15 protein-coding genes, 1 tRNA gene and 2 pseudogenes are annotated in these 18,685 nt (G+C 40.8%); all 18 read left to right on the top strand.

The features are described from left to right. Nucleotides 1-32: 32 nt before the first annotated feature. Complete coding sequence (locus tag K1I53_RS02230; protein WP_223328005.1) at nucleotides 33-392, top strand: YbaN family protein; 360 nt, start codon at nucleotides 33-35, stop codon at nucleotides 390-392. Nucleotides 393-485: 93 nt separating this feature from the next. Further along, nucleotides 486-1,118, top strand: a complete 633-nt coding sequence (locus K1I53_RS02225; protein WP_223328003.1) for a copper homeostasis protein CutC — start codon at nucleotides 486-488, stop codon at nucleotides 1,116-1,118. Nucleotides 1,119-1,161: 43 nt separating this feature from the next. Further along, on the top strand, nucleotides 1,162-1,818 hold the full coding sequence (locus K1I53_RS02220; RefSeq protein WP_223328001.1) for an MmcQ/YjbR family DNA-binding protein: 657 nt from the start codon (nucleotides 1,162-1,164) through the stop codon (nucleotides 1,816-1,818). A gap of 314 nt (nucleotides 1,819-2,132) precedes the next feature. After that, nucleotides 2,133-3,695 carry a 2-isopropylmalate synthase gene (locus tag K1I53_RS02215; RefSeq protein WP_223327999.1) on the top strand — a complete coding sequence of 521 codons (1,563 nt, stop codon included), beginning with the start codon at nucleotides 2,133-2,135 and terminating at the stop codon, nucleotides 3,693-3,695. Nucleotides 3,696-3,706: 11 nt separating this feature from the next. Beyond that, nucleotides 3,707-4,744, top strand: coding sequence for a 3-isopropylmalate dehydrogenase (gene leuB, locus K1I53_RS02210; protein ID WP_223327993.1), 1,038 nt, complete (start codon nucleotides 3,707-3,709; stop codon nucleotides 4,742-4,744). Then, a complete protein-coding gene (locus tag K1I53_RS02205) occupies nucleotides 4,741-5,010 on the top strand; it encodes a DUF1294 domain-containing protein (protein ID WP_223327992.1) in 270 nt (89 codons plus the stop codon). Before leuB ends, K1I53_RS02205 begins: the two co-directional genes overlap by 4 nt. A 3-nt stretch (nucleotides 5,011-5,013) precedes the next feature. Next, nucleotides 5,014-6,396: a 3-isopropylmalate dehydratase large subunit gene (gene leuC, locus K1I53_RS02200; RefSeq protein WP_223327990.1), complete on the top strand. Its 1,383-nt coding sequence runs from the start codon at nucleotides 5,014-5,016 to the stop codon at nucleotides 6,394-6,396. A 9-nt stretch (nucleotides 6,397-6,405) separates the two neighbouring features. Continuing rightward, nucleotides 6,406-6,999, top strand: a complete 594-nt coding sequence (leuD, locus tag K1I53_RS02195) for a 3-isopropylmalate dehydratase small subunit (RefSeq protein WP_223327989.1) — start codon at nucleotides 6,406-6,408, stop codon at nucleotides 6,997-6,999. 26 nt (nucleotides 7,000-7,025) lie between these two features. After that, nucleotides 7,026-7,805 (top strand): L-threonylcarbamoyladenylate synthase, encoded by a 780-nt coding sequence (locus tag K1I53_RS02190; RefSeq protein ID WP_223327986.1) that lies wholly within the window; start codon nucleotides 7,026-7,028, stop codon nucleotides 7,803-7,805. 151 nt (nucleotides 7,806-7,956) lie between these two features. Further along, nucleotides 7,957-9,882, top strand: coding sequence for an McrB family protein (locus K1I53_RS02185; RefSeq protein ID WP_223327984.1), 1,926 nt, complete (start codon nucleotides 7,957-7,959; stop codon nucleotides 9,880-9,882). Beyond that, nucleotides 9,869-11,173 (top strand): McrC family protein, encoded by a 1,305-nt coding sequence (locus tag K1I53_RS02180; protein WP_223328424.1) that lies wholly within the window; start codon nucleotides 9,869-9,871, stop codon nucleotides 11,171-11,173. Before K1I53_RS02185 ends, K1I53_RS02180 begins: the two co-directional genes overlap by 14 nt. 170 nt (nucleotides 11,174-11,343) lie before the next feature. Continuing rightward, on the top strand, nucleotides 11,344-12,330 hold the full coding sequence (locus tag K1I53_RS02175; RefSeq protein ID WP_223327982.1) for a GMP reductase: 987 nt from the start codon (nucleotides 11,344-11,346) through the stop codon (nucleotides 12,328-12,330). A 67-nt stretch (nucleotides 12,331-12,397) separates the two neighbouring features. Then, nucleotides 12,398-12,469: transfer RNA gene (locus K1I53_RS02170), tRNA-Arg, on the top strand. A 172-nt stretch (nucleotides 12,470-12,641) separates the two neighbouring features. Continuing rightward, on the top strand, nucleotides 12,642-13,340 hold the full coding sequence (gene rnc / locus K1I53_RS02165; RefSeq protein ID WP_095725976.1) for a ribonuclease III: 699 nt from the start codon (nucleotides 12,642-12,644) through the stop codon (nucleotides 13,338-13,340). Next, the gene (gene smc, locus K1I53_RS02160) at nucleotides 13,331-16,870 is read left to right on the top strand and encodes a chromosome segregation protein SMC (RefSeq protein WP_223327974.1); all 3,540 of its coding nucleotides are present in this window, start codon (nucleotides 13,331-13,333) and stop codon (nucleotides 16,868-16,870) included. The genes rnc and smc overlap by 10 nt, the downstream gene beginning before the upstream one ends. A gap of 143 nt (nucleotides 16,871-17,013) precedes the next feature. Next, nucleotides 17,014-17,940, top strand: coding sequence for a bifunctional riboflavin kinase/FAD synthetase (locus tag K1I53_RS02155; RefSeq protein ID WP_061416948.1), 927 nt, complete (start codon nucleotides 17,014-17,016; stop codon nucleotides 17,938-17,940). Nucleotides 17,941-18,166: 226 nt separating this feature from the next. Then, a pseudogene (locus K1I53_RS02150) lies at nucleotides 18,167-18,277 on the top strand (AbrB family transcriptional regulator); the annotation flags it as partial. Continuing rightward, a pseudogene (locus K1I53_RS02145) lies at nucleotides 18,274-18,554 on the top strand (type II toxin-antitoxin system death-on-curing family toxin); the annotation flags it as partial. The pseudogenes K1I53_RS02150 and K1I53_RS02145, both read left to right, overlap by 4 nt. Between the last annotated feature and the right edge of the window lie 131 nt (nucleotides 18,555-18,685).

Here is an 18,685-nt window from a genome sequence, read left to right as displayed (position 1 = left end):
CTAGAGGAAGAGTAATTTATCTAGGAGAAATCATGCGTCTCATTTACCTCAGTATTGGCTTTATTTCACTGGCTTTAGCTGTCATTGGAGTTGTCCTACCACTTTTGCCAACAACTCCCTTTCTTTTGTTAGCGATCGCTTGCTTTTCAAAATCTTCTAAGCGTTTTGAAGGCTGGCTTTATCATACAAAGCTTTATCAGACCTATGTAGCTGACTTTCGGGAAACCAAGTCAATAGCGCGAGAACGAAAGAAAAAAATCATCGTATCTATCTATATCTTGATGGGGATTTCTATTTATTTTGCCCCTCTTTTGCCAGTCAAAATCGGTCTGGGAGCCTTGACTATCTTTATCACCTACTATCTCTTTAAAGTCATTCCTGACAAAGAATAGATAAAAATAGTAGGTATTTGCCTTGATAAAAATGAAAGCATATTTAAAATAATATGATATAATAAATTCAAAGAAAATATCAAGGAGAATCAAATGATTTACGAATTTTGTGCTGAAAATGTGGCCTTGCTTGAGAAAGCGATGCAGGCTGGAGCTCGTCGAATCGAACTCTGTGACAATCTAGCAGTTGGTGGAACAACACCTAGTTATGGAGTGACCAAGGCAGCTGTTGAACTGGCAGCTAACTACGATACGACCATTATGACCATGATTCGTCCCCGTGGTGGCGACTTTGTCTATAATGATCTTGAAATAGCGATTATGTTAGAAGACATTCGTTTGACTGCGCAGGCTGGAAGTCAAGGGGTTGTATTTGGGGCTTTAACTGCTGATAAAAAATTGGATAAGGCTAATCTGGAGAAGCTGATTGCCGCATCTAAAGGAATGGAAATTGTCTTTCACATGGCCTTTGATGAATTGAGTGATGAAGACCAGTTGGAAGCCATTGACTGGCTCAGCCAAGCCGGTGTCACCCGTATCCTGACCCGTGCTGGAGTTTCTGGGGACTCGCTAGAGAAACGTTTCGCTCACTATCAAAGAATTTTAGAACATGCTAAAGGTAAAATTGAAATTCTACCAGGTGGAGGGATTGACCTTGACAACCGTCAAACCTTTATCGACCAGCTGGGCGTGACACAATTGCATGGAACTAAGGTTGTCTTTTAAAAAATAGAAAGGAACTGCTAGCTTTTGGTAGCAGTTTTCACTTATGTTTGAAATTTTTAAATCCTATCAGTTTAATAAAGAAAAGGCCGGAGACTATGGTTTTGTAGAAAATGAGGAAGTCTGGACTTACAGTTGCCAGATTTTGCAGGGTGACTTTGTCATGACAGTTTCCATCACTCCTGATAATGTGAGTTTTCAGGTCTTTGACCAGGAAACGGGTGACCTCTATCCTCAAGTACATATGGAAAGTATGCGGGGAAGTTTTGTAGGAAGTGTCCGTGAGGCTTGTTTGGAGATTCTCTACCAGATTCGGAAGGCTTGTTTTGATGTGCAGGATTTTATCTGTCCTCAGACTAAGCGTATCATGGCTCAAGTTCAGGAAAAGTATGGCAATCAATTGGAGTATCTGTGGGAAAAATCACCTGATACTGCTGTATTGCGCCATGAAGGCAATCAAAAGTGGTATGCTGTTTTAATGAGAATTCCTTGGGATAGGCTAGATAAGGGGAGAGAAGAGCTAGTGGAAGCAGTCAACCTCAAACATGACCAAGTAGCTGATTTGCTTTCACAAAAGGGCATTTATCCAGCCTTTCATATGAACAAACGCTACTGGATTAGTCTGGCGCTTGATGATAGTTTGCAAGATGAAGAAGTGTTAGAACTCATCGAAAGAAGTTGGAATTTGACTGTGAAAAAATAAGGAAATCCACTTGAGTTTTCAAATACTTTCAATTAGCAAAATATTCTTTACTGAAGAAATTTTCAGAAAATAATGGATTTTTTCTTGACAAGTGTTTTTGGCTATGCTAAAATACTAAACAAGATATCAAACGAAGGAGAAAGTCAAACATGAAAACAGCTAAGTTTAATCAATTTGCTTTGTTGTTGAGGTACTCGGGCTAGTGCAAAAGCATTAGTCCTGTTTGGCTTACCAAGCGGGAGTAAATCAACATCTCGCTTGGGCTTCTAAGCGAGATGTTTTTTTAAAACCACATTTGGAAAAGGGGAAATCTTATGCGTAAAGTTGAATTTTTTGATACAAGCCTTCGTGATGGGGAACAAACACCTGGTGTTAACTTCTCAATAAAGGAAAAAGTTTCCATTGCAAGACAGCTGGAGAAATGGGGAATTTCTGTAATTGAAGCTGGTTTTCCGGCTGCTAGTCCAGATTCATTTATAGCTGTTCAAGAAATTGCTAAAGCCATGAAAAAAACAGCAGTGACAGGATTAGCTCGTTCTGTAAAATCTGATATTGATGCTTGTTATGAGGCTCTTAAGGATGCCAAATATCCTCAAATTCATGTCTTTATCGCTACCAGTCCGATTCACCGCAAGTATAAGCTCAATAAGAGCAAGGAAGAGATTTTAGAAGCTATCAAGGAACATGTTTCTTATGCACGTTCTAAGTTTGAAATCGTCGAATTCTCTCCTGAAGATGCGACTAGAACAGAGTTGGATTTCCTCTTGCAAGTCGTTCAAACAGCGGTCGATGCAGGTGCATCTTATATCAATATCCCTGACACAGTTGGTTTTACGACTCCAGAAGAGTTTGCACGTATCTTTGATTACTTGACTGAAAATATTAAATCAGATCACAAAGTTGTCTTTGGTGTTCACTGTCACGATGATCTCGGTATGGCAACTGCAAATACTTTGACAGCAATTAAACACGGTGCTGGACGTGTCCAGGGAACTATTAATGGTATCGGTGAACGCGCAGGTAATGTTGCTCTTGAAGAAGTAGCTGTTGCTTTGAAGATTCGTGAGGATCTCTTCCAAGCAACTAGTGATATTGTTTTGGATGAAACAATGAATACGTCTGAAATGGTTTCTCGCTTTTCTGGTATTCCAGTTCCTAAAAACAAGGCTGTCGTTGGTGGCAATGCCTTCTCTCATGAATCTGGTATTCACCAAGATGGAGTCCTTAAAAATCCTCTCACTTATGAGATCATCACACCTGAATTGGTCGGTGTCAAGAGTAATAGCCTTCCACTTGGTAAATTGTCTGGTCGCCATGCCTTTGTTGAGAAACTAAGAGAATTGGCTCTAGACTTTACAGAAGAGGATATCAAACCACTCTTCGCTAAGTTCAAGGCACTGGCTGACAAGAAACAAGAAATCACAGATGCAGATATTCGAGCTCTGGTAGCTGGAACCATGGTTGAAAATCCAGAAGGCTTCCACTTTGATGATTTGCAACTTCAAACCCATGCAGACAATGACATTGAAGCGCTCGTTAGCCTGGCCAATATGGATGGTGAGAAAGTCGAATTCAATGCGACAGGGCAAGGTTCCGTTGAAGCGATCTTTAACGCTATCGATAAGTTCTTTAACCAATCTGTCCGCTTGGTGTCCTATACCATCGATGCGGTAACAGATGGAATCGATGCCCAAGCTCGGGTTTTGGTCACTGTTGAAAACAGAGATACCGAAACCATCTTTAATGCAGCAGGACTCGATTTTGATGTGTTAAAGGCTTCGGCTATTGCTTATATCAATGCTAATACCTTTGTTCAAAAAGAGAATGCAGGTGAGATGGGGCATAGCGTTTCCTACCGAGACATGCCTAGTGTGTAAAGGAGAAGGCTATGACAAAGAAAATAGTAGCACTAGCAGGGGATGGAATCGGTCCAGAAATCATGGAAGCTGGTTTAGCGGTTCTGGAAGCTCTAGCTTCAAAAACAGGTTTTGACTATGAGATAGACAGATGCCCCTTTGGAGGTGCAGGTATTGATGCTGCTGGGCATCCCTTACCTGATGAAACCCTCAAGTCATGTAGAGAAGCAGATGCTATTCTCCTTGCGGCTATCGGTAGTCCCCAGTATGATGGGGCAGCGGTTCGCCCTGAACAAGGCTTGCTAGCTCTTCGTAAGGAACTCAATCTCTATGCTAATATTCGACCTGTAAAAATCTTTGATAGTATCAAGCATTTATCACCACTCAAACCAGAACGAATTGCTGGTGTAGACTTTGTCGTGGTGCGTGAGTTGACAGGTGGGATTTACTTTGGGGAGCATATCCTTGACGAGCGCAAAGCGCGTGATATCAACGACTATAGCTATGAGGAAGTAGAGCGGATTATTCGCAAGGCATTTGAAATCGCAAGAAATCGCAGAAAAATCGTTACTAGTATCGATAAGCAAAATGTTCTAGCGACATCAAAACTCTGGCGCAGAGTAGCTGAGGAAGTTGCGCAGGATTTCCCAGATGTTACCTTGGAACACCAATTGGTGGACTCAGCTGCCATGCTTATGATTACCAATCCTGCTAAGTTTGATGTCATCGTGACGGAGAATCTTTTCGGAGATATCTTATCTGATGAATCAAGCGTTCTATCTGGTACGCTTGGAGTCATGCCATCAGCTAGTCATTCTGAAAATGGACTAAGTCTCTATGAGCCCATTCACGGTTCAGCTCCTGATATTGCAGGTCAAGGAATTGCAAATCCTATCTCCATGATTTTATCAGTGGCCATGATGTTGAGAGATAGCTTTGGACGTTATGAGGATGCAGAGTGTATCGAGCGTGCTGTTGAAGCTAGTTTAGCGGCTGGCATTTTAACAAGAGATATTGGAGGACAGGCTTCGACTAAGGAAATGACAGAAGCCATAAACGCTAGACTATGAAGATAAATGAAGGAATGACTCTTGCCCTCTTGATTTGGAATTTGCTGATTTTCTTGATTTATGGCATTGACAAATCTAAGGCAAGGAGAGGTGCTTGGCGCATCCCAGAGAAAATCTTACTCATTTTAGCCCTTACTTGTGGTGGTTTTGGTGCCTGGTTGGCAGGAATCACCTTTCACCACAAGACTAGAAAATGGTATTTTAAAACAGTTTGGTTTCTCGGGATGGTAACCACACTAGTAGCCTTATATTTTATTTGGAGGTAATGGATGGCAGGAAAATCGATTTTTGATAAATTATGGGACCGCCATGTCATCACAGGAGAAGAAGGGCAGCCCCAACTCATGTACGTGGATCAGCACTATATTCATGAAGTGACCAGTCCCCAAGCTTTTCAAGGATTACGAGATGCGGGGCGCAGATTGAGACGACCAGACTTGACATTTGGAACCTTTGACCACAATGTCCCAACAGTTAATATCTACGATATACGAGATGTCATTTCCAAGGCGCAAATTGATAAGCTTGCTGAAAATGTTGAGGAGTTTGGGATTGAACATGCTGCCCACGGTTCTGAAAAACAAGGGATCGTTCACATGGTTGGTCCAGAGACAGGACGGACCCAACCAGGGAAATTCATCGTCTGTGGTGATAGCCATACAGCCACTCACGGAGCTTTTGGAGCGATTGCCTTTGGGATTGGGACCAGTGAAGTCGAGCATGTCTTTGCTACCCAGACACTCTGGCAAGTTAAACCCAAGAAAATGCTGGTAGAATTCATTGGTGTTCCTCAAAAAGGAGTTTATTCTAAGGATTACATTCTCGCCTTGATTGCCAAGTACGGCGTTGCTTGTGGTGTTGGCTATGTGGTAGAATATCGTGGGCAAGCGATTGATGCTCTAACCATGGAAGAGAGAATGACTATCTGCAATATGTCCATCGAGTTTGGTTCTAAGATGGGAATCATGAATCCAGATCAGACTACCTATGACTATCTTAAGGGCCGAGAGTGTGTTCCAAAAGATTTTGAGGAAGCTGTTACAGACTGGAAGATACTTATCAGTGATGAGGATGCTGTCTATGATAAGGTTATCCAGATGAATGTCTCTGACTTGGCTCCCATGGTGACCTGGGGAACCAATCCTGCTATGGGCGTTGACTTTGACAGTAGCTTCCCAGAAATTAAGGATATGAATGATGAGCGAGCCTACAATTACATGAACTTGGAGCCTGGTCAAAAGCCGGCAGATATTGAGCTAGGCTATATCTTTATTGGTTCATGTACCAATGCTCGACTAAGTGATTTGCAACTGGCTGCTCGATTTGTCAAAGGGAAGAAAATAGCTCCCAATTTAACGGCTATCGTAGTTCCAGGCTCTCGTCCTGTCAAACGAGCTGCAGAAAAGTTGGGCTTGGATAAGGTCTTCTTAGATGCTGGCTTTGAGTGGCGAGACCCAGGTTGCTCTATGTGCCTAGGGATGAATCCCGACAAGGTCCCTGATGGCGTGCATTGCGCGTCAACCAGCAACCGCAACTTTGAAGACAGACAAGGATTTGGTGCTAAAACCCATCTTTGCAGTCCAGCTATGGCAGCTGCGGCAGCTATCGCAGGGCGCTTCGTAGATGTTCGGCAAATGCCAGAGGCCCAGTAAGGAGAGGATATGGAGAAATTTACAGTTTATACGGGAACGACCGTTCCTCTCATGAATGATAACATCGACACCGACCAAATCCTCCCCAAGCAGTTTCTCAAGTTGATTGATAAAAAAGGCTTTGGTAAGTACCTTATGTATGCTTGGCGTTATCTGGACGATAACTACACTGAGGATCCAGATTTTGTTTTTAACCGACCTGAATATCGTAAAGCTAGTATTCTCATCTCGGGGGATAACTTTGGTGCGGGGTCTTCGAGGGAACACGCAGCTTGGGCTCTAGCTGACTATGGTTTTAAGGTCGTGATTGCAGGATCTTTCGGGGACATTCATTACAATAATGAACTCAATAATAGCATGTTGCCCATTGTTCAGCCCAGAGAGGTTAGAGAGAAACTAGCCCAGCTCAAACCGACTGACCAGGTAACTGTGGACTTGGAACAACAGAAAATCATCTCACCAGTTGGAGAATTCACTTTCGAAATAGATAGCGAGTGGAAACACAAGCTCTTAAATGGTTTGGATGATATCGGTATTACTTTGCAGTATGAAGATTTGATTGCTGCCTATGAAAAACAACGTCCAGCCTACTGGCAGGATTAGAAAAATAGAAAAGGAAATATAGAACTATGACAAAACACATTCAATGGAACGGAACACTTTCACAAGAAGGCTATGACATTTTAAAAGGTGAGGGCGGATGTATTGTTTGCCCTACAAAAGTTGGTTACATTATCATGACCAGCGACAAGGCAGGACTTGAACGCAAGTTTGCAGCCAAAGAACGTAACCGTAACAAACCAGGTGTCGTTCTCTGCGGTAGCATGGACGAGCTTCGCGCTTTAGCACAACTTAACCCAGAAATTGAAGCCTTCTACCAAAAACATTGGGACGAAGACATTCTCCTCGGTTGTATCCTTCCTTGGAAACCAGAAGCTTTTGAAAAACTCAAAGCATACGGTGATGGCCGTGAAGAACTTATGACTGACGTGCGTGGTACTAGCTGTTTTGTCATCAAGTTTGGTAAAGCTGGTGAACAGTTGGCTGCTAAACTTTGGGAAGAAGGTAAAATGGTCTACGCCTCATCAGCTAACCCATCTGGAAAAGGAAATCGAGGTAAGGTGGAAGGTATCGGAGAACGTATCGAAGGAGCAGTGGACCTTGTCATCGAAGCAGACGACTATGTGGCATCCATCCAACCTGACAAAACGATTGAGACTCGCTACGAGCAAGGTGTGATGGTATCTATGGTTGATAAAGACGGCAATCTCATCCCAGAACAAGGAGGAGACCGTTCAATCTCACCAGCCCCAGTTGTGATTCGTAAAGGACTTGACATTGATAAAATCATGATGCACCTGTCAGATACCTTTAACTCATGGGATTATCGTCAAGGAGAGTATTATTAGGATAAAAAAGAAGTCTAGTAGTATGAGAAAATAAAGTCTCTACACTAGGCTTTTTCTTTAGAAATTCTTTCCTTTTTCTATAGGATATGATATTCTATATATGAAATATATAGTTTTTTATTCGAACATTATTATAAAAGGAGTACGATTGATGCTGAAAAGAAAAGTGAGTTTGGATGATTTTTATGCTTGGTACCAAGAAAATAAAATAAGATTAAGAGAAGATGCATTTAAATATAGTATTCACAATGAAAAATTACGTGAAGAATTTCTTAAAGAATGGCCACTTGATAGAATTTTAACCATGTCTATCGATGAATATGTAATAGGAAAGGGACAGCAAAATAAGTCTTTGTGTTACGCTCTTGAGAAGGGAAAATACAAAAATCTATTTCTTGGAATTTCTGGTGGCTCAGCTTCAAAATTTGGTATTTATTGGAATGAGGATACACAAAGCTATAAAAATCAAGCTAATAAAATCATTCCTGTATCTGAATTGGAGCAACGTTTTAATAAACTAAAAAGAGATCTGTATCAGATTATTCAAATCGGTAGTAAACTTGATTTTGACAATCCTATATTTGATATGAAAAAGTCAACAAATGAATTTATTGGTCGTTCTGCTGTGGTGACAAAACTACTTTGTATTTATTCTGAGAACCATTCTTTTTTAGGAGTAAATATGAATAGTCAGAATGAATTTTGGAATAGGTTGATTCCTCAAAGTAATCAAGGAGGGCCCTATCGTCAGAATCATGAGATTTGTAAACTATTTTCTAAAACCTATCCTGAACTAGAATCCTCAATTTTGGGTAGTGTTTTATTTGAATATTCAAAAGATTGTATAGACAGTGATAATAAGCAGGGAGAGAAAGAAATGTCTGAACAAAATAATATCCATCATCCCTTGAGTAATATCTTATTACAATCCAAAAATCTCATTCTCCGTGGGGCACCTGGTACTGGGAAAACTTATCTTGCTAAAGAAATAGCTGCAGAATTAACAGATGGAAACGAAGACCAAATCGGCTTTGTACAGTTTCATCCATCCTATGATTATACTGACTTTGTAGAGGGGTTGAGGCCAGTGTCAAATGGGGATGGAGCTATTGAGTTTAAATTACAAGATGGTATTTTTAAGCAATTTTGTCAGAAGGCTAAAGAAGCTCAGAAAACTGGAGGACAAGATAATTTTGAGGAAGCTTGGGATTCTTACCTAGCCTATATAAATAATTCGGATGAAAAAGAGTATTTAACAAAGGGTTCTTACCTGTCAGTAAATAGTAGACAAAACCTATCCGTTAATTATGATAAGGGAACATCAGGATGGAGTTTATCTAGAAATTATGTATACGAACTTTATAAAAATCCGAATTATGACAAACAAAAGTATTATAAGAGTGAAGGAAAAAAAGTCCTTGAAACTTTAAAGAAAAGATTTGGTCTGAAAGACTATATCTCTCCAACAGAGATCAACACAGACAAGAAATTCGTTTTCATCATCGATGAAATCAACCGTGGTGAGATTTCTAAGATTTTTGGGGAACTCTTTTTCTCTATCGATCCTGGCTATCGTGGTGAAAAGGGAAGTGTATCTACCCAATATGCCAATCTACACGAAAGTGATGACAAGTTTTATATTCCTGAGAATGTCTATATTATAGGAACCATGAATGATATTGACCGCTCAGTGGATACTTTTGATTTTGCTATGCGTCGTCGTTTCCGCTTTGTTGAAGTTACGGCTGAAAGACAACTTTATATCCTAGATAAGAAACTAGGTGAACATGCTGAGGAAGCTAAAAATCGTCTAAGAAGCTTGAATGCTGCTATCGAAAACGTTCAGGAACTAAACAGTCATTATCATATCGGACCAAGTTATTTCCTTAAGTTGAAGTATGTAGATTTTGACTATGAATTACTCTGGTCTGATTACCTTAAACCGCTTTTGGAAGATTACCTACGAGGCTCTTATGAGGAGGCTGAAACTCTGGATACATTGAAAAAAGCATTTGAACTGACAAATAATGATCAAACTGGTCAGCAAGATACTGGTGATAATGATGCGGATAACTGATAATCAGCATAGAATTGCTAAAGAAGACTTTGCCGCAGAATATCCCAACCTTAGTCAAGCACTTCTTGATAGAACACTAGATAACCTTTCTCGAGAGGACCGTATCTTTATATTTCCAAATGACTTGCAATATTCTCCTGATTTAGACAAGGACCAAAAGATTTTTGAAACAGTTAATCAGGAAATCAAGACAGGAAATGTAATTGGTTTTCTTGGATATGGTCAGGAAAGATTAACGATTTCCTCTCGTTTTTCTGATGAAAGTAACGACCATTTTTTGCATTATCTTTTACAAAAGGTTCTCAATATCAATCTGACTAGTTTGGATGTTGGTCTATCTCCAGAGGATAAACTCTATCAGCTTTTGATTTACCTCTTTCCCAAATATCTGCAAGCTGCTCTCCGAAAAGGTCTTTATAAGGAATACCAGCGATTTTTCCATAACGATAGTCATGTAAAGGGTGTACTAGATGTTGGAAATCATCTGAAAAAAAATCTCCCTTTTATGGGAAATATTGCCTATACAACTAGGGAATTTACCTATGATAATCCACTCATGCAGTTGATTCGACATACGATTGAGTACATAAAGAATCAGAAAAGTTTCGGAGTTCTGCTCGATAGTAATCGTGAAAATATGACAGAAATTACTCGTGTAACTCCGTCTTATAAACTCACTAATCGTGCCAAGATTATCAGAATGAATAAAATCAAACCCATCCGACATGCCTACTTCAGAGAGTACAGAAAGTTGCAAGAGCTTTGCCTGATGATCCTAAATAGAGAGAAGCATGGGTTAGGATATCAAGAGCAAAAAATCCATGGAATTCTCTTTGATGTTTCCTGGCTTTGGGAAGAGTATGTTTATACCTTGTTGCCAAAAGATTTTATCCATCCACGGAATAAAGAAAAGCTAGGTGGTATTCCAGTATTTTCTGTTGGAAAACGAAAAGTATATCCAGATTTTTATCAAAAAGAACTTAAAATAGTATTAGATGCTAAATATAAAAAGCTTGAAGATACTGAAAAAGGGATCAACCGTGAGGACTTGTTCCAACTGATCTCCTATTCTTATATTTTAAAAGTTGAGAAAGCTGGTCTTATTTTCCCGAGCAAGGAAAAGGTTGTTGATAATGAGATAGGAAAGCTAGCAGGGTACGGAGCCTTATTAAAGAAATGGTCTATCCAAATTCCTCTGAACTCTTCATCATATCGTGAATTTTGTGAAATGATGGAAAGCTCCGAAGAAACTTTTAAAAGGAATATTACTAAAGATGTGGGTAGAAACTAATCTCCTCACTTTTTATATCCAAACAAACAAAAACCGAACGTTATTGTTTTATAATTGAAATCATTTGACAAAAACTGTACTTTGGTTTATAATAAATTAAGGAAACGTCGGAAAAGACGTAGGGATGCGCAAGCATAGGTAGGTCATTACAAAAGAAACGAGACATCGATATGTTAAATGAATTTCCAATTTTTGATTACGAAGATATTCAGTTAATCCCAAACAAATGTGTGATTAAAAGCCGTGCAGAAGCAGATACGAGTGTCACACTTGGAAATCACACTTTCAAACTACCTGTTGTACCAGCCAACATGCAGACGATTTTGGATGAGGATGTTGCAGAGCAGCTTGCTAAAGGTGGCTACTTCTATATTATGCATCGTTTTGATGAGGCGGGGCGCATTCCTTTTATCAAACGCATGCACGATCAAGGGCTCATTGCTTCCATTTCTGTTGGTGTTAAGGATTACGAGTATGACTTTGTTAGCCAGCTCAAGGCTGATGCTCCTGAGTATATCACGATTGACATTGCTCATGGTCATGCCGATAGCGTGATTTCTATGATCCAACACATCAAGAAAGAATTGCCAGATACTTTTGTCATTGCTGGTAACGTTGGGACACCAGAAGCTGTTCGTGAATTGGAAAATGCTGGTGCGGATGCTACTAAGGTTGGAATCGGTCCTGGGAAGGTTTGTATCACCAAGGTGAAAACAGGTTTTGGTACAGGTGGCTGGCAATTGGCTGCTCTTCGCTGGTGTGCAAAAGCTGCTCGCAAACCGATTATTGCTGATGGTGGGATTCGTACTCATGGTGATATTGCCAAGTCTATCCGTTTCGGTGCTAGCATGGTCATGATTGGTTCCCTATTTGCAGGGCATATCGAAAGTCCAGGAAAGACGATTGAAGTCGATGGCGAACAGTTCAAAGAATACTATGGTTCAGCTTCTCAATACCAAAAAGGATCATATAAAAATGTAGAAGGAAAACGCATCTTACTTCCTGCCAAAGGGCATTTGCAAGACACCCTTACTGAGATGGAGCAAGATCTGCAAAGTGCCATTTCCTACGCAGGTGGACGCAAGGTTGCTGACCTCAAGCACGTTGATTATGTTATCGTGAAAAACTCTATCTGGAACGGGGATGCTTCTCACTAATGGACGATTAGTCCATCCATAAAAAACTTGTTATTAGAGCAAATTTCTGTTATAATAAAACAAGTTTCCACCCTTAGTGTAATGGATATCACGTAAGATTCCGGTTCTTAAGATGGGGGTTCGATTCCCTCAGGGTGGATGTAAACAGCCTAAAAAAGCCTTTAAATAAGGCTTTTTTCTTTATATTGCCTCCAAAATTGGAAATTTTTTTTCAAAAACTACCCCACTCTCCCTTAGTCCCGTTTTAAAGTGACTCAGAGGACTTTTTTTGTTATAATAGAAAGGATCGTAATTATTAGAAAGAGGTCAGTATGAAAGAATTACAAACTGTACTGAAGAAGCGTTTTGCAATCGAATTTGCAGACAAAAACTTACTGGAAACGGCCTTTACTCATACGAGTTATGCCAATGAGCACCGCCTCTTAAAAATTTCACACAATGAGCGCTTGGAATTTTTAGGAGACGCTGTTCTGCAATTATTGATTTCAGAATATCTGTATAAGAAATATCCTAAAAAACCAGAGGGCGATTTGTCCAAGCTCCGTGCCATGATTGTCCGTGAGGAGAGTTTGGCTGGTTTTGCGCGTGATTGCCAGTTTGATCAGTTTATCAAACTAGGAAAAGGGGAAGAAAAGTCTGGTGGTCGCAATCGTGACACCATTCTTGGTGATGCTTTTGAAGCCTTTCTGGGTGCTTTGCTTTTAGACAAGGATGTGGCTAGGGTAAAAGAGTTTATCTATCAGGTTATGATTCCCAAGGTTGAAGCAGGTGACTTTGAGATGATTAAGGATTACAAGACTCATCTGCAAGAGTTGCTCCAGGTCAATGGGGATGTGGACATTCGCTACCAGGTTATCTCTGAGACGGGACCTGCTCATGATAAGGTTTTTGATGTAGAAGTTCTGGTTGAAGGAAAGAGTATTGGAAAAGGCCAAGGGCGTTCTAAGAAGTTAGCAGAACAAGAAGCCGCAAAAAATGCCGTTGAGAAAGGGCTGGATTCATGTATTTAAAGGAAATTGAGATTCAGGGATTCAAGTCTTTTGCTGATAAGACCAAAGTCGTCTTTGACCAAGGTGTGACAGCTGTCGTTGGGCCAAATGGATCTGGAAAGTCAAATATCACGGAAAGTCTGCGATGGGCCTTGGGAGAGTCTAGTGTCAAAAGCCTTCGTGGTGGTAAGATGCCCGATGTCATTTTTGCTGGGACTGAAAGTCGGAAACCGCTCAATTATGCTTCGGTTGTCGTGACTTTGGATAATGAAGATGCCTTTATCAAGGATGCAGGACAAGAAATCAAGGTAGAGCGCCATATCTATCGTAGTGGAGATAGTGAGTATCGAATTGATGGCAAGAAAGTCCGTCTGCGTGATGTACATGACCTTTTCTTAGATACGGGTCTGGGACGTGATTCCTTCTCTATTATTTCCCAAGGGAAGGTTGAGGAGATTTTTAATTCCAAGCCTGAAGAACGTCGAGCTATTTTTGAAGAAGCTGCTGGAGTTTTAAAGTACAAGACTCGTAGAAAAGAAACAGAAAGCAAACTACAGCAAACTCAAGACAATCTAGACCGTTTAGAGGATATTATCTATGAGTTGGACAATCAAATCAAGCCTCTTGCAAAACAAGCCGAGAACGCTCGTAAGTTTCTCGACTTGGATGGTCAACGTAAGGCTATTTACTTGGATGTACTGGTTGCCCAAATCAAGGAAAACAAGGCTGAACTTGAGCTGACAGAAGAAGAACTAACTCAGGTTCAGGAATTTTTGACTAGTTATTATCAAAAACGTGAAGAGCTAGAAGAAGAAAATCAAAGTCTTAAAAAGAAACGCCAAGATCTCCAAGCTCAAATGTCCAAAGACCAAGGAAGTTTGATGGATCTGACGAATCTGATAAGTGATTTAGAGCGAAAATTAGCTCTTTCAAAACTTGAGTCCGAGCAGGTAGCCCTTAATCAACAAGAAGCACAAGCCCGTTTGGCGACTCTGGAAGATAAGAGAAAGGCTCTGAGTAAAGAAAAATCTGAAAAAGAAGCGAACTTGGCACGGTTAGAGGAAAGCCTAGCTGAAAACAACAAGGAACTCAATCGCCTAGAAGCGGAGTTGTTGGCATTTTCAGATGATCCTGACCAGATGATTGAGCTCTTGCGTGAACGTTTTGTGGCGCTTTTACAAGAAGAAGCGGATGTCTCAAACCAGTTGACCCGCATCGAGAATGAACTGGAGAACAGCCGTCAACTATCTCAAAAACAAGCAGATCAACTTGAGAAATTGAAAGAACAGCTGGCTACAGCTAAAGAGAAGGCCAGTCAACAGCAGGCTGAGCTTGAAACTGCCAAGGAGCAGGTTCAGAAATCATTGGCAGACTACCAAGCTAGTGCCAAGGAACAAGAGGAGCAGAAAGTTTCTTACCAAGCCAAGCAGAGCCAACTCTTTGACCGTCTGGACAGTCTCAAAAACAAGCAAGCTAGAGCCCAAAGTTTGGAAAATATCCTAAGAAATCATAGTAATTTTTACGCGGGTGTTAAGAGTGTTCTTCAAGAAAAAGACCGCTTAGGTGGGATTATTGGTGCAGTCAGTGAGCATTTGACCTTTGATGTTCATTATCAAACTGCCCTAGAAATTGCGCTTGGAGCTAGTAGTCAACATATCATCGTAGAAGATGAAAACGCGGCAACCAAGGCTATTGATTTTCTCAAGCGCAACAGAGCTGGTCGTGCAACCTTCCTTCCTTTGACAACGATTAAGGCGCGTACGATTTCTAGTCAGAATCAAGATGCTATCGCTGCAAGTCCAGGATTTCTGGGTATGGCAGATGAGTTGGTGACGTTTGATAAGAGACTAGAAGCCATTTTCAAAAACTTGCTAGCCACAACGGCTATCTTTGATACCGTAGAACATGCGCGTGCCGCAGCTCGCCAAGTTCGTTATCAGGTTCGTATGGTGACACTGGATGGGACAGAGTTGCGCACAGGTGGTTCCTACGCGGGTGGTGCCAATCGTCAAAACAACAGTATTTTCATCAAGCCAGAACTAGAGCAATTACAAAAAGAAATTGCTGAAGAAGAAGCAAGCTTGCGGTCAGAAGAAGCTAGTTTGAAGACCTTGCAAGATGAGATGGCGGTATTGACAGAAAGATTAGAAGCTATCAAATCTCAGGGTGAGCAAGCTCGTATTCAGGAGCAAGGCTTGTACCTTGCTTATCAACAAACCAATCAGCAGGTCGAAGAACTGGAAACGCTTTGGAAACTTCAAGAAGAGGAATTAAATCGCCTTACTGAGGGAGATTGGCAAGCGGATAAGGAAAAATGCCAAGAGCGCCTTGCTACTATCGCCAGTGAAAAGCAAAATCTGGAAGCTGAGATTGAAGAGATTAAGTCTAACAAAAACGCCATTCAAGAACGCTATCAAAACTTGCAGGAACAGATTTCTCAAGCGCGCTTGCTTAAGTCCGAACTGCAAGGACAAAAGCGGTACGAAGTGACTGATATTGAACGCTTAGGCAAGGAACTGGATAATCTGGATATCGAGCAAGAGGAGATTCAGCGTCTCCTCCAAGAAAAGGTCGATAATCTTGAGAAAGTGGATACGGATTTGCTAAGTCAGCAGGAGGAAGAGGCCAAAACTCAGAAAGCCAATCTTCAACAAGGTCTGATTCGCAAGCAGTTTGAGTTGGATGATATCGAAGGTCAACTAGATGATATTGCCAGTCATTTGGATCAGGCTCGTCAGCAGAATGAAGAGTGGATTCGCAAACAAACACGTGCTGAAGCTAAGAAGGAAAAAGTCAGCGAACGCTTGCGCTACCTACAAACTCAATTAACAGACCAGTACCAGATCAGCTACACAGAGGCTCTAGAAAAGGCTCATGAACTGGAAAATCTAACTCTGGCGGAGCAAGAGGTTAAGGATTTAGAGAAGGCTATTCGCTCACTGGGACCTGTCAATTTAGAAGCTATTGAACAGTACGAAGAAGTTCACAGCCGTCTGGATTTCCTCAATAGCCAGCGTGATGATATTTTGTCAGCGAAAAATCTGCTTCTTGAGGCCATCACAGAGATGAATGATGAGGTTAAGGAACGCTTTAAATCAACCTTTGAGGCTATTCGTGAATCCTTTAAAGTGACCTTTAGACAGATGTTTGGCGGTGGTCAGGCAGACTTGATTTTGACTGAGGGCGATCTTTTAACCGCTGGTGTGGAGATTTCTGTCCAACCACCAGGTAAGAAAATCCAATCTCTCAACCTTATGAGTGGTGGGGAAAAAGCCCTATCAGCTCTGGCTCTGCTCTTCTCAATCATCCGAGTTAAGACCATTCCTTTCGTCATCTTGGACGAGGTAGAGGCGGCGCTGGATGAAGCCAATGTCAAACGTTTTGGGGATTACCTCAACCGCTTTGACAAGGACAGTCAGTTCATCGTCGTAACCCACCGTAAGGGGACGATGGCGGCAGCGGACTCTATCTATGGAGTTACCATGCAAGAGTCAGGTGTGTCTAAGATTGTTTCGGTTAAGTTAAAAGACTTGGAAGAAACAGTAGACTAGTTACCAAATGATAGCATCTCTTAGGAGGTGCTATTTTTTAAAACTAAAGTGCTAAATTTTCTCTTGAGGTCAGTTCAGGCGCAAAAAACGACATTTGGGATTTCCTCTTAGCGAAAAGGCTTTCTCTATGATATAATAGTTTCATGATTACAACAGTACCTATTAAGAACGAAAAAGATATTGCAGTACCGGGGAAAACAGTCCTTGTACTAGGTTATTTTGATGGCATCCACAAGGGGCATCAGAAACTTTTTGAAGTGGCTAGCAAGGCTTCTATGAAGGATTATCTGCCAGTTGTCGTGATGACCTTTACAGAGTCGCCAAAACTTGCCTTGCAACCTTACCAACCTGAGCTCATGCTCCATATCGTCAATCACGAAGAACGGGAGCACAAGATGAAGTGGCATGGAGTAGAGGCTCTTTTCTTACTTGACTTTAGTAGCAAATTTGCTAGTTTAACGGGTCAAGAATTCTTTGATACCTATATCAAGGCTTTAAAACCAGCTATCATTGTGGCAGGATTTGACTATACCTTTGGCTCTGATAAGAAAACTGCAGATGACCTGAAGGACTATTTTGATGGAGAGATCATCATTGTTCCTCCGGTCGAGGACGAAAAGGGCAAGATTAGTTCCACACGGATTCGTCAGGCTATTCTTGATGGAGATGTCAAGGAAGTCAATCACCTGCTCGGTACTCCGCTCCCATCTCGTGGGATGGTCGTTCACGGGAATGCTCGTGGGCGTACTATCGGATATCCAACAGCCAATCTGGTTCTAAGAGACCGAACCTACATGCCAGCAGACGGTGTTTATGTAGTCGATGTTGAGGTGCAACGTCAAAGATATCGTGGCATGGCAAGTGTTGGGAAAAATGTTACTTTCGATGGAGAAGAGCCACGTTTTGAAGTTAATATTTTCGACTTTTCAGATGACATTTACGGTGAGACAGTCATGGTCTACTGGTTAGACCGTGTCCGAGATATGGTCAAATTTGACTCCGTAGAGGAACTGGTAGACCAACTCCAGAAAGACGAAGAGATTGCTCGGAACTGGAAGGATGGAGAGTAGAAAAGTTTAAAAAAGTGAACCATATTTTGTGTTTGCTTTTTTATTTTTGAAAGAAATTTTTATAGCGAGAAACATAATTGAAGCTTGATTGAAAATCTGTTAAAATAGTGATATTCATAACTTTAAAAACCAAAGAAAAGAGACTAGAGGAAATGTGAATCCTCTAATAAATATTGAATATATGATAGAAAGAGCAAAATCACAATTAGCAATTCAAAAATCTCTGGAAGAATTGGATCATCAGGTTTCTTATGTATCTGATGATGCCTTTAACTTAAAATTGGATACAATTTTTGATGAATACGACGATGTTTTCAAAGCTTTGGTGGAAAAATGACAGTCTATCTAACAGAAAACAAATTGAAAAAATCAATGCTTTAGCAATTCAACGGTATTCTACAAATGAGCAAATTCAAACAGTTAGTCCTTCAGCGTTAAATATGATTGTGAACTTACCAGAACAATTTGTTTTTGGCAAACCTCTTTATCCAACAATTTTTGATAAAGCAACAATATTATTTGTCCAATTGATAAAGAAGCATGTTTTTGCCAACGCCAATAAACGAACAGCCTTCTTTGTTTTGGTGAAGTTTTTACAATTCAACTCTTTGAAAAAGCTGAGGATAAAATTGGAGCAGATGAGGTAAGAGCTTTATTACAAAATGTGAAGTGGTCCAACTGAGCTGAAGAAAAACAGTAAAAAGCGGAGATTCATGGCGCAGAAAAGAGGCTAGTTCATAATTCC

Source organism: Streptococcus oralis (assembly GCF_019929365.1).
Taxonomy (GTDB): domain Bacteria; phylum Bacillota; class Bacilli; order Lactobacillales; family Streptococcaceae; genus Streptococcus; species Streptococcus oralis_BT.
Note: the sequence above shows the minus strand (reverse complement) of the source record. Positions and strands in the feature narration are given on the sequence as shown.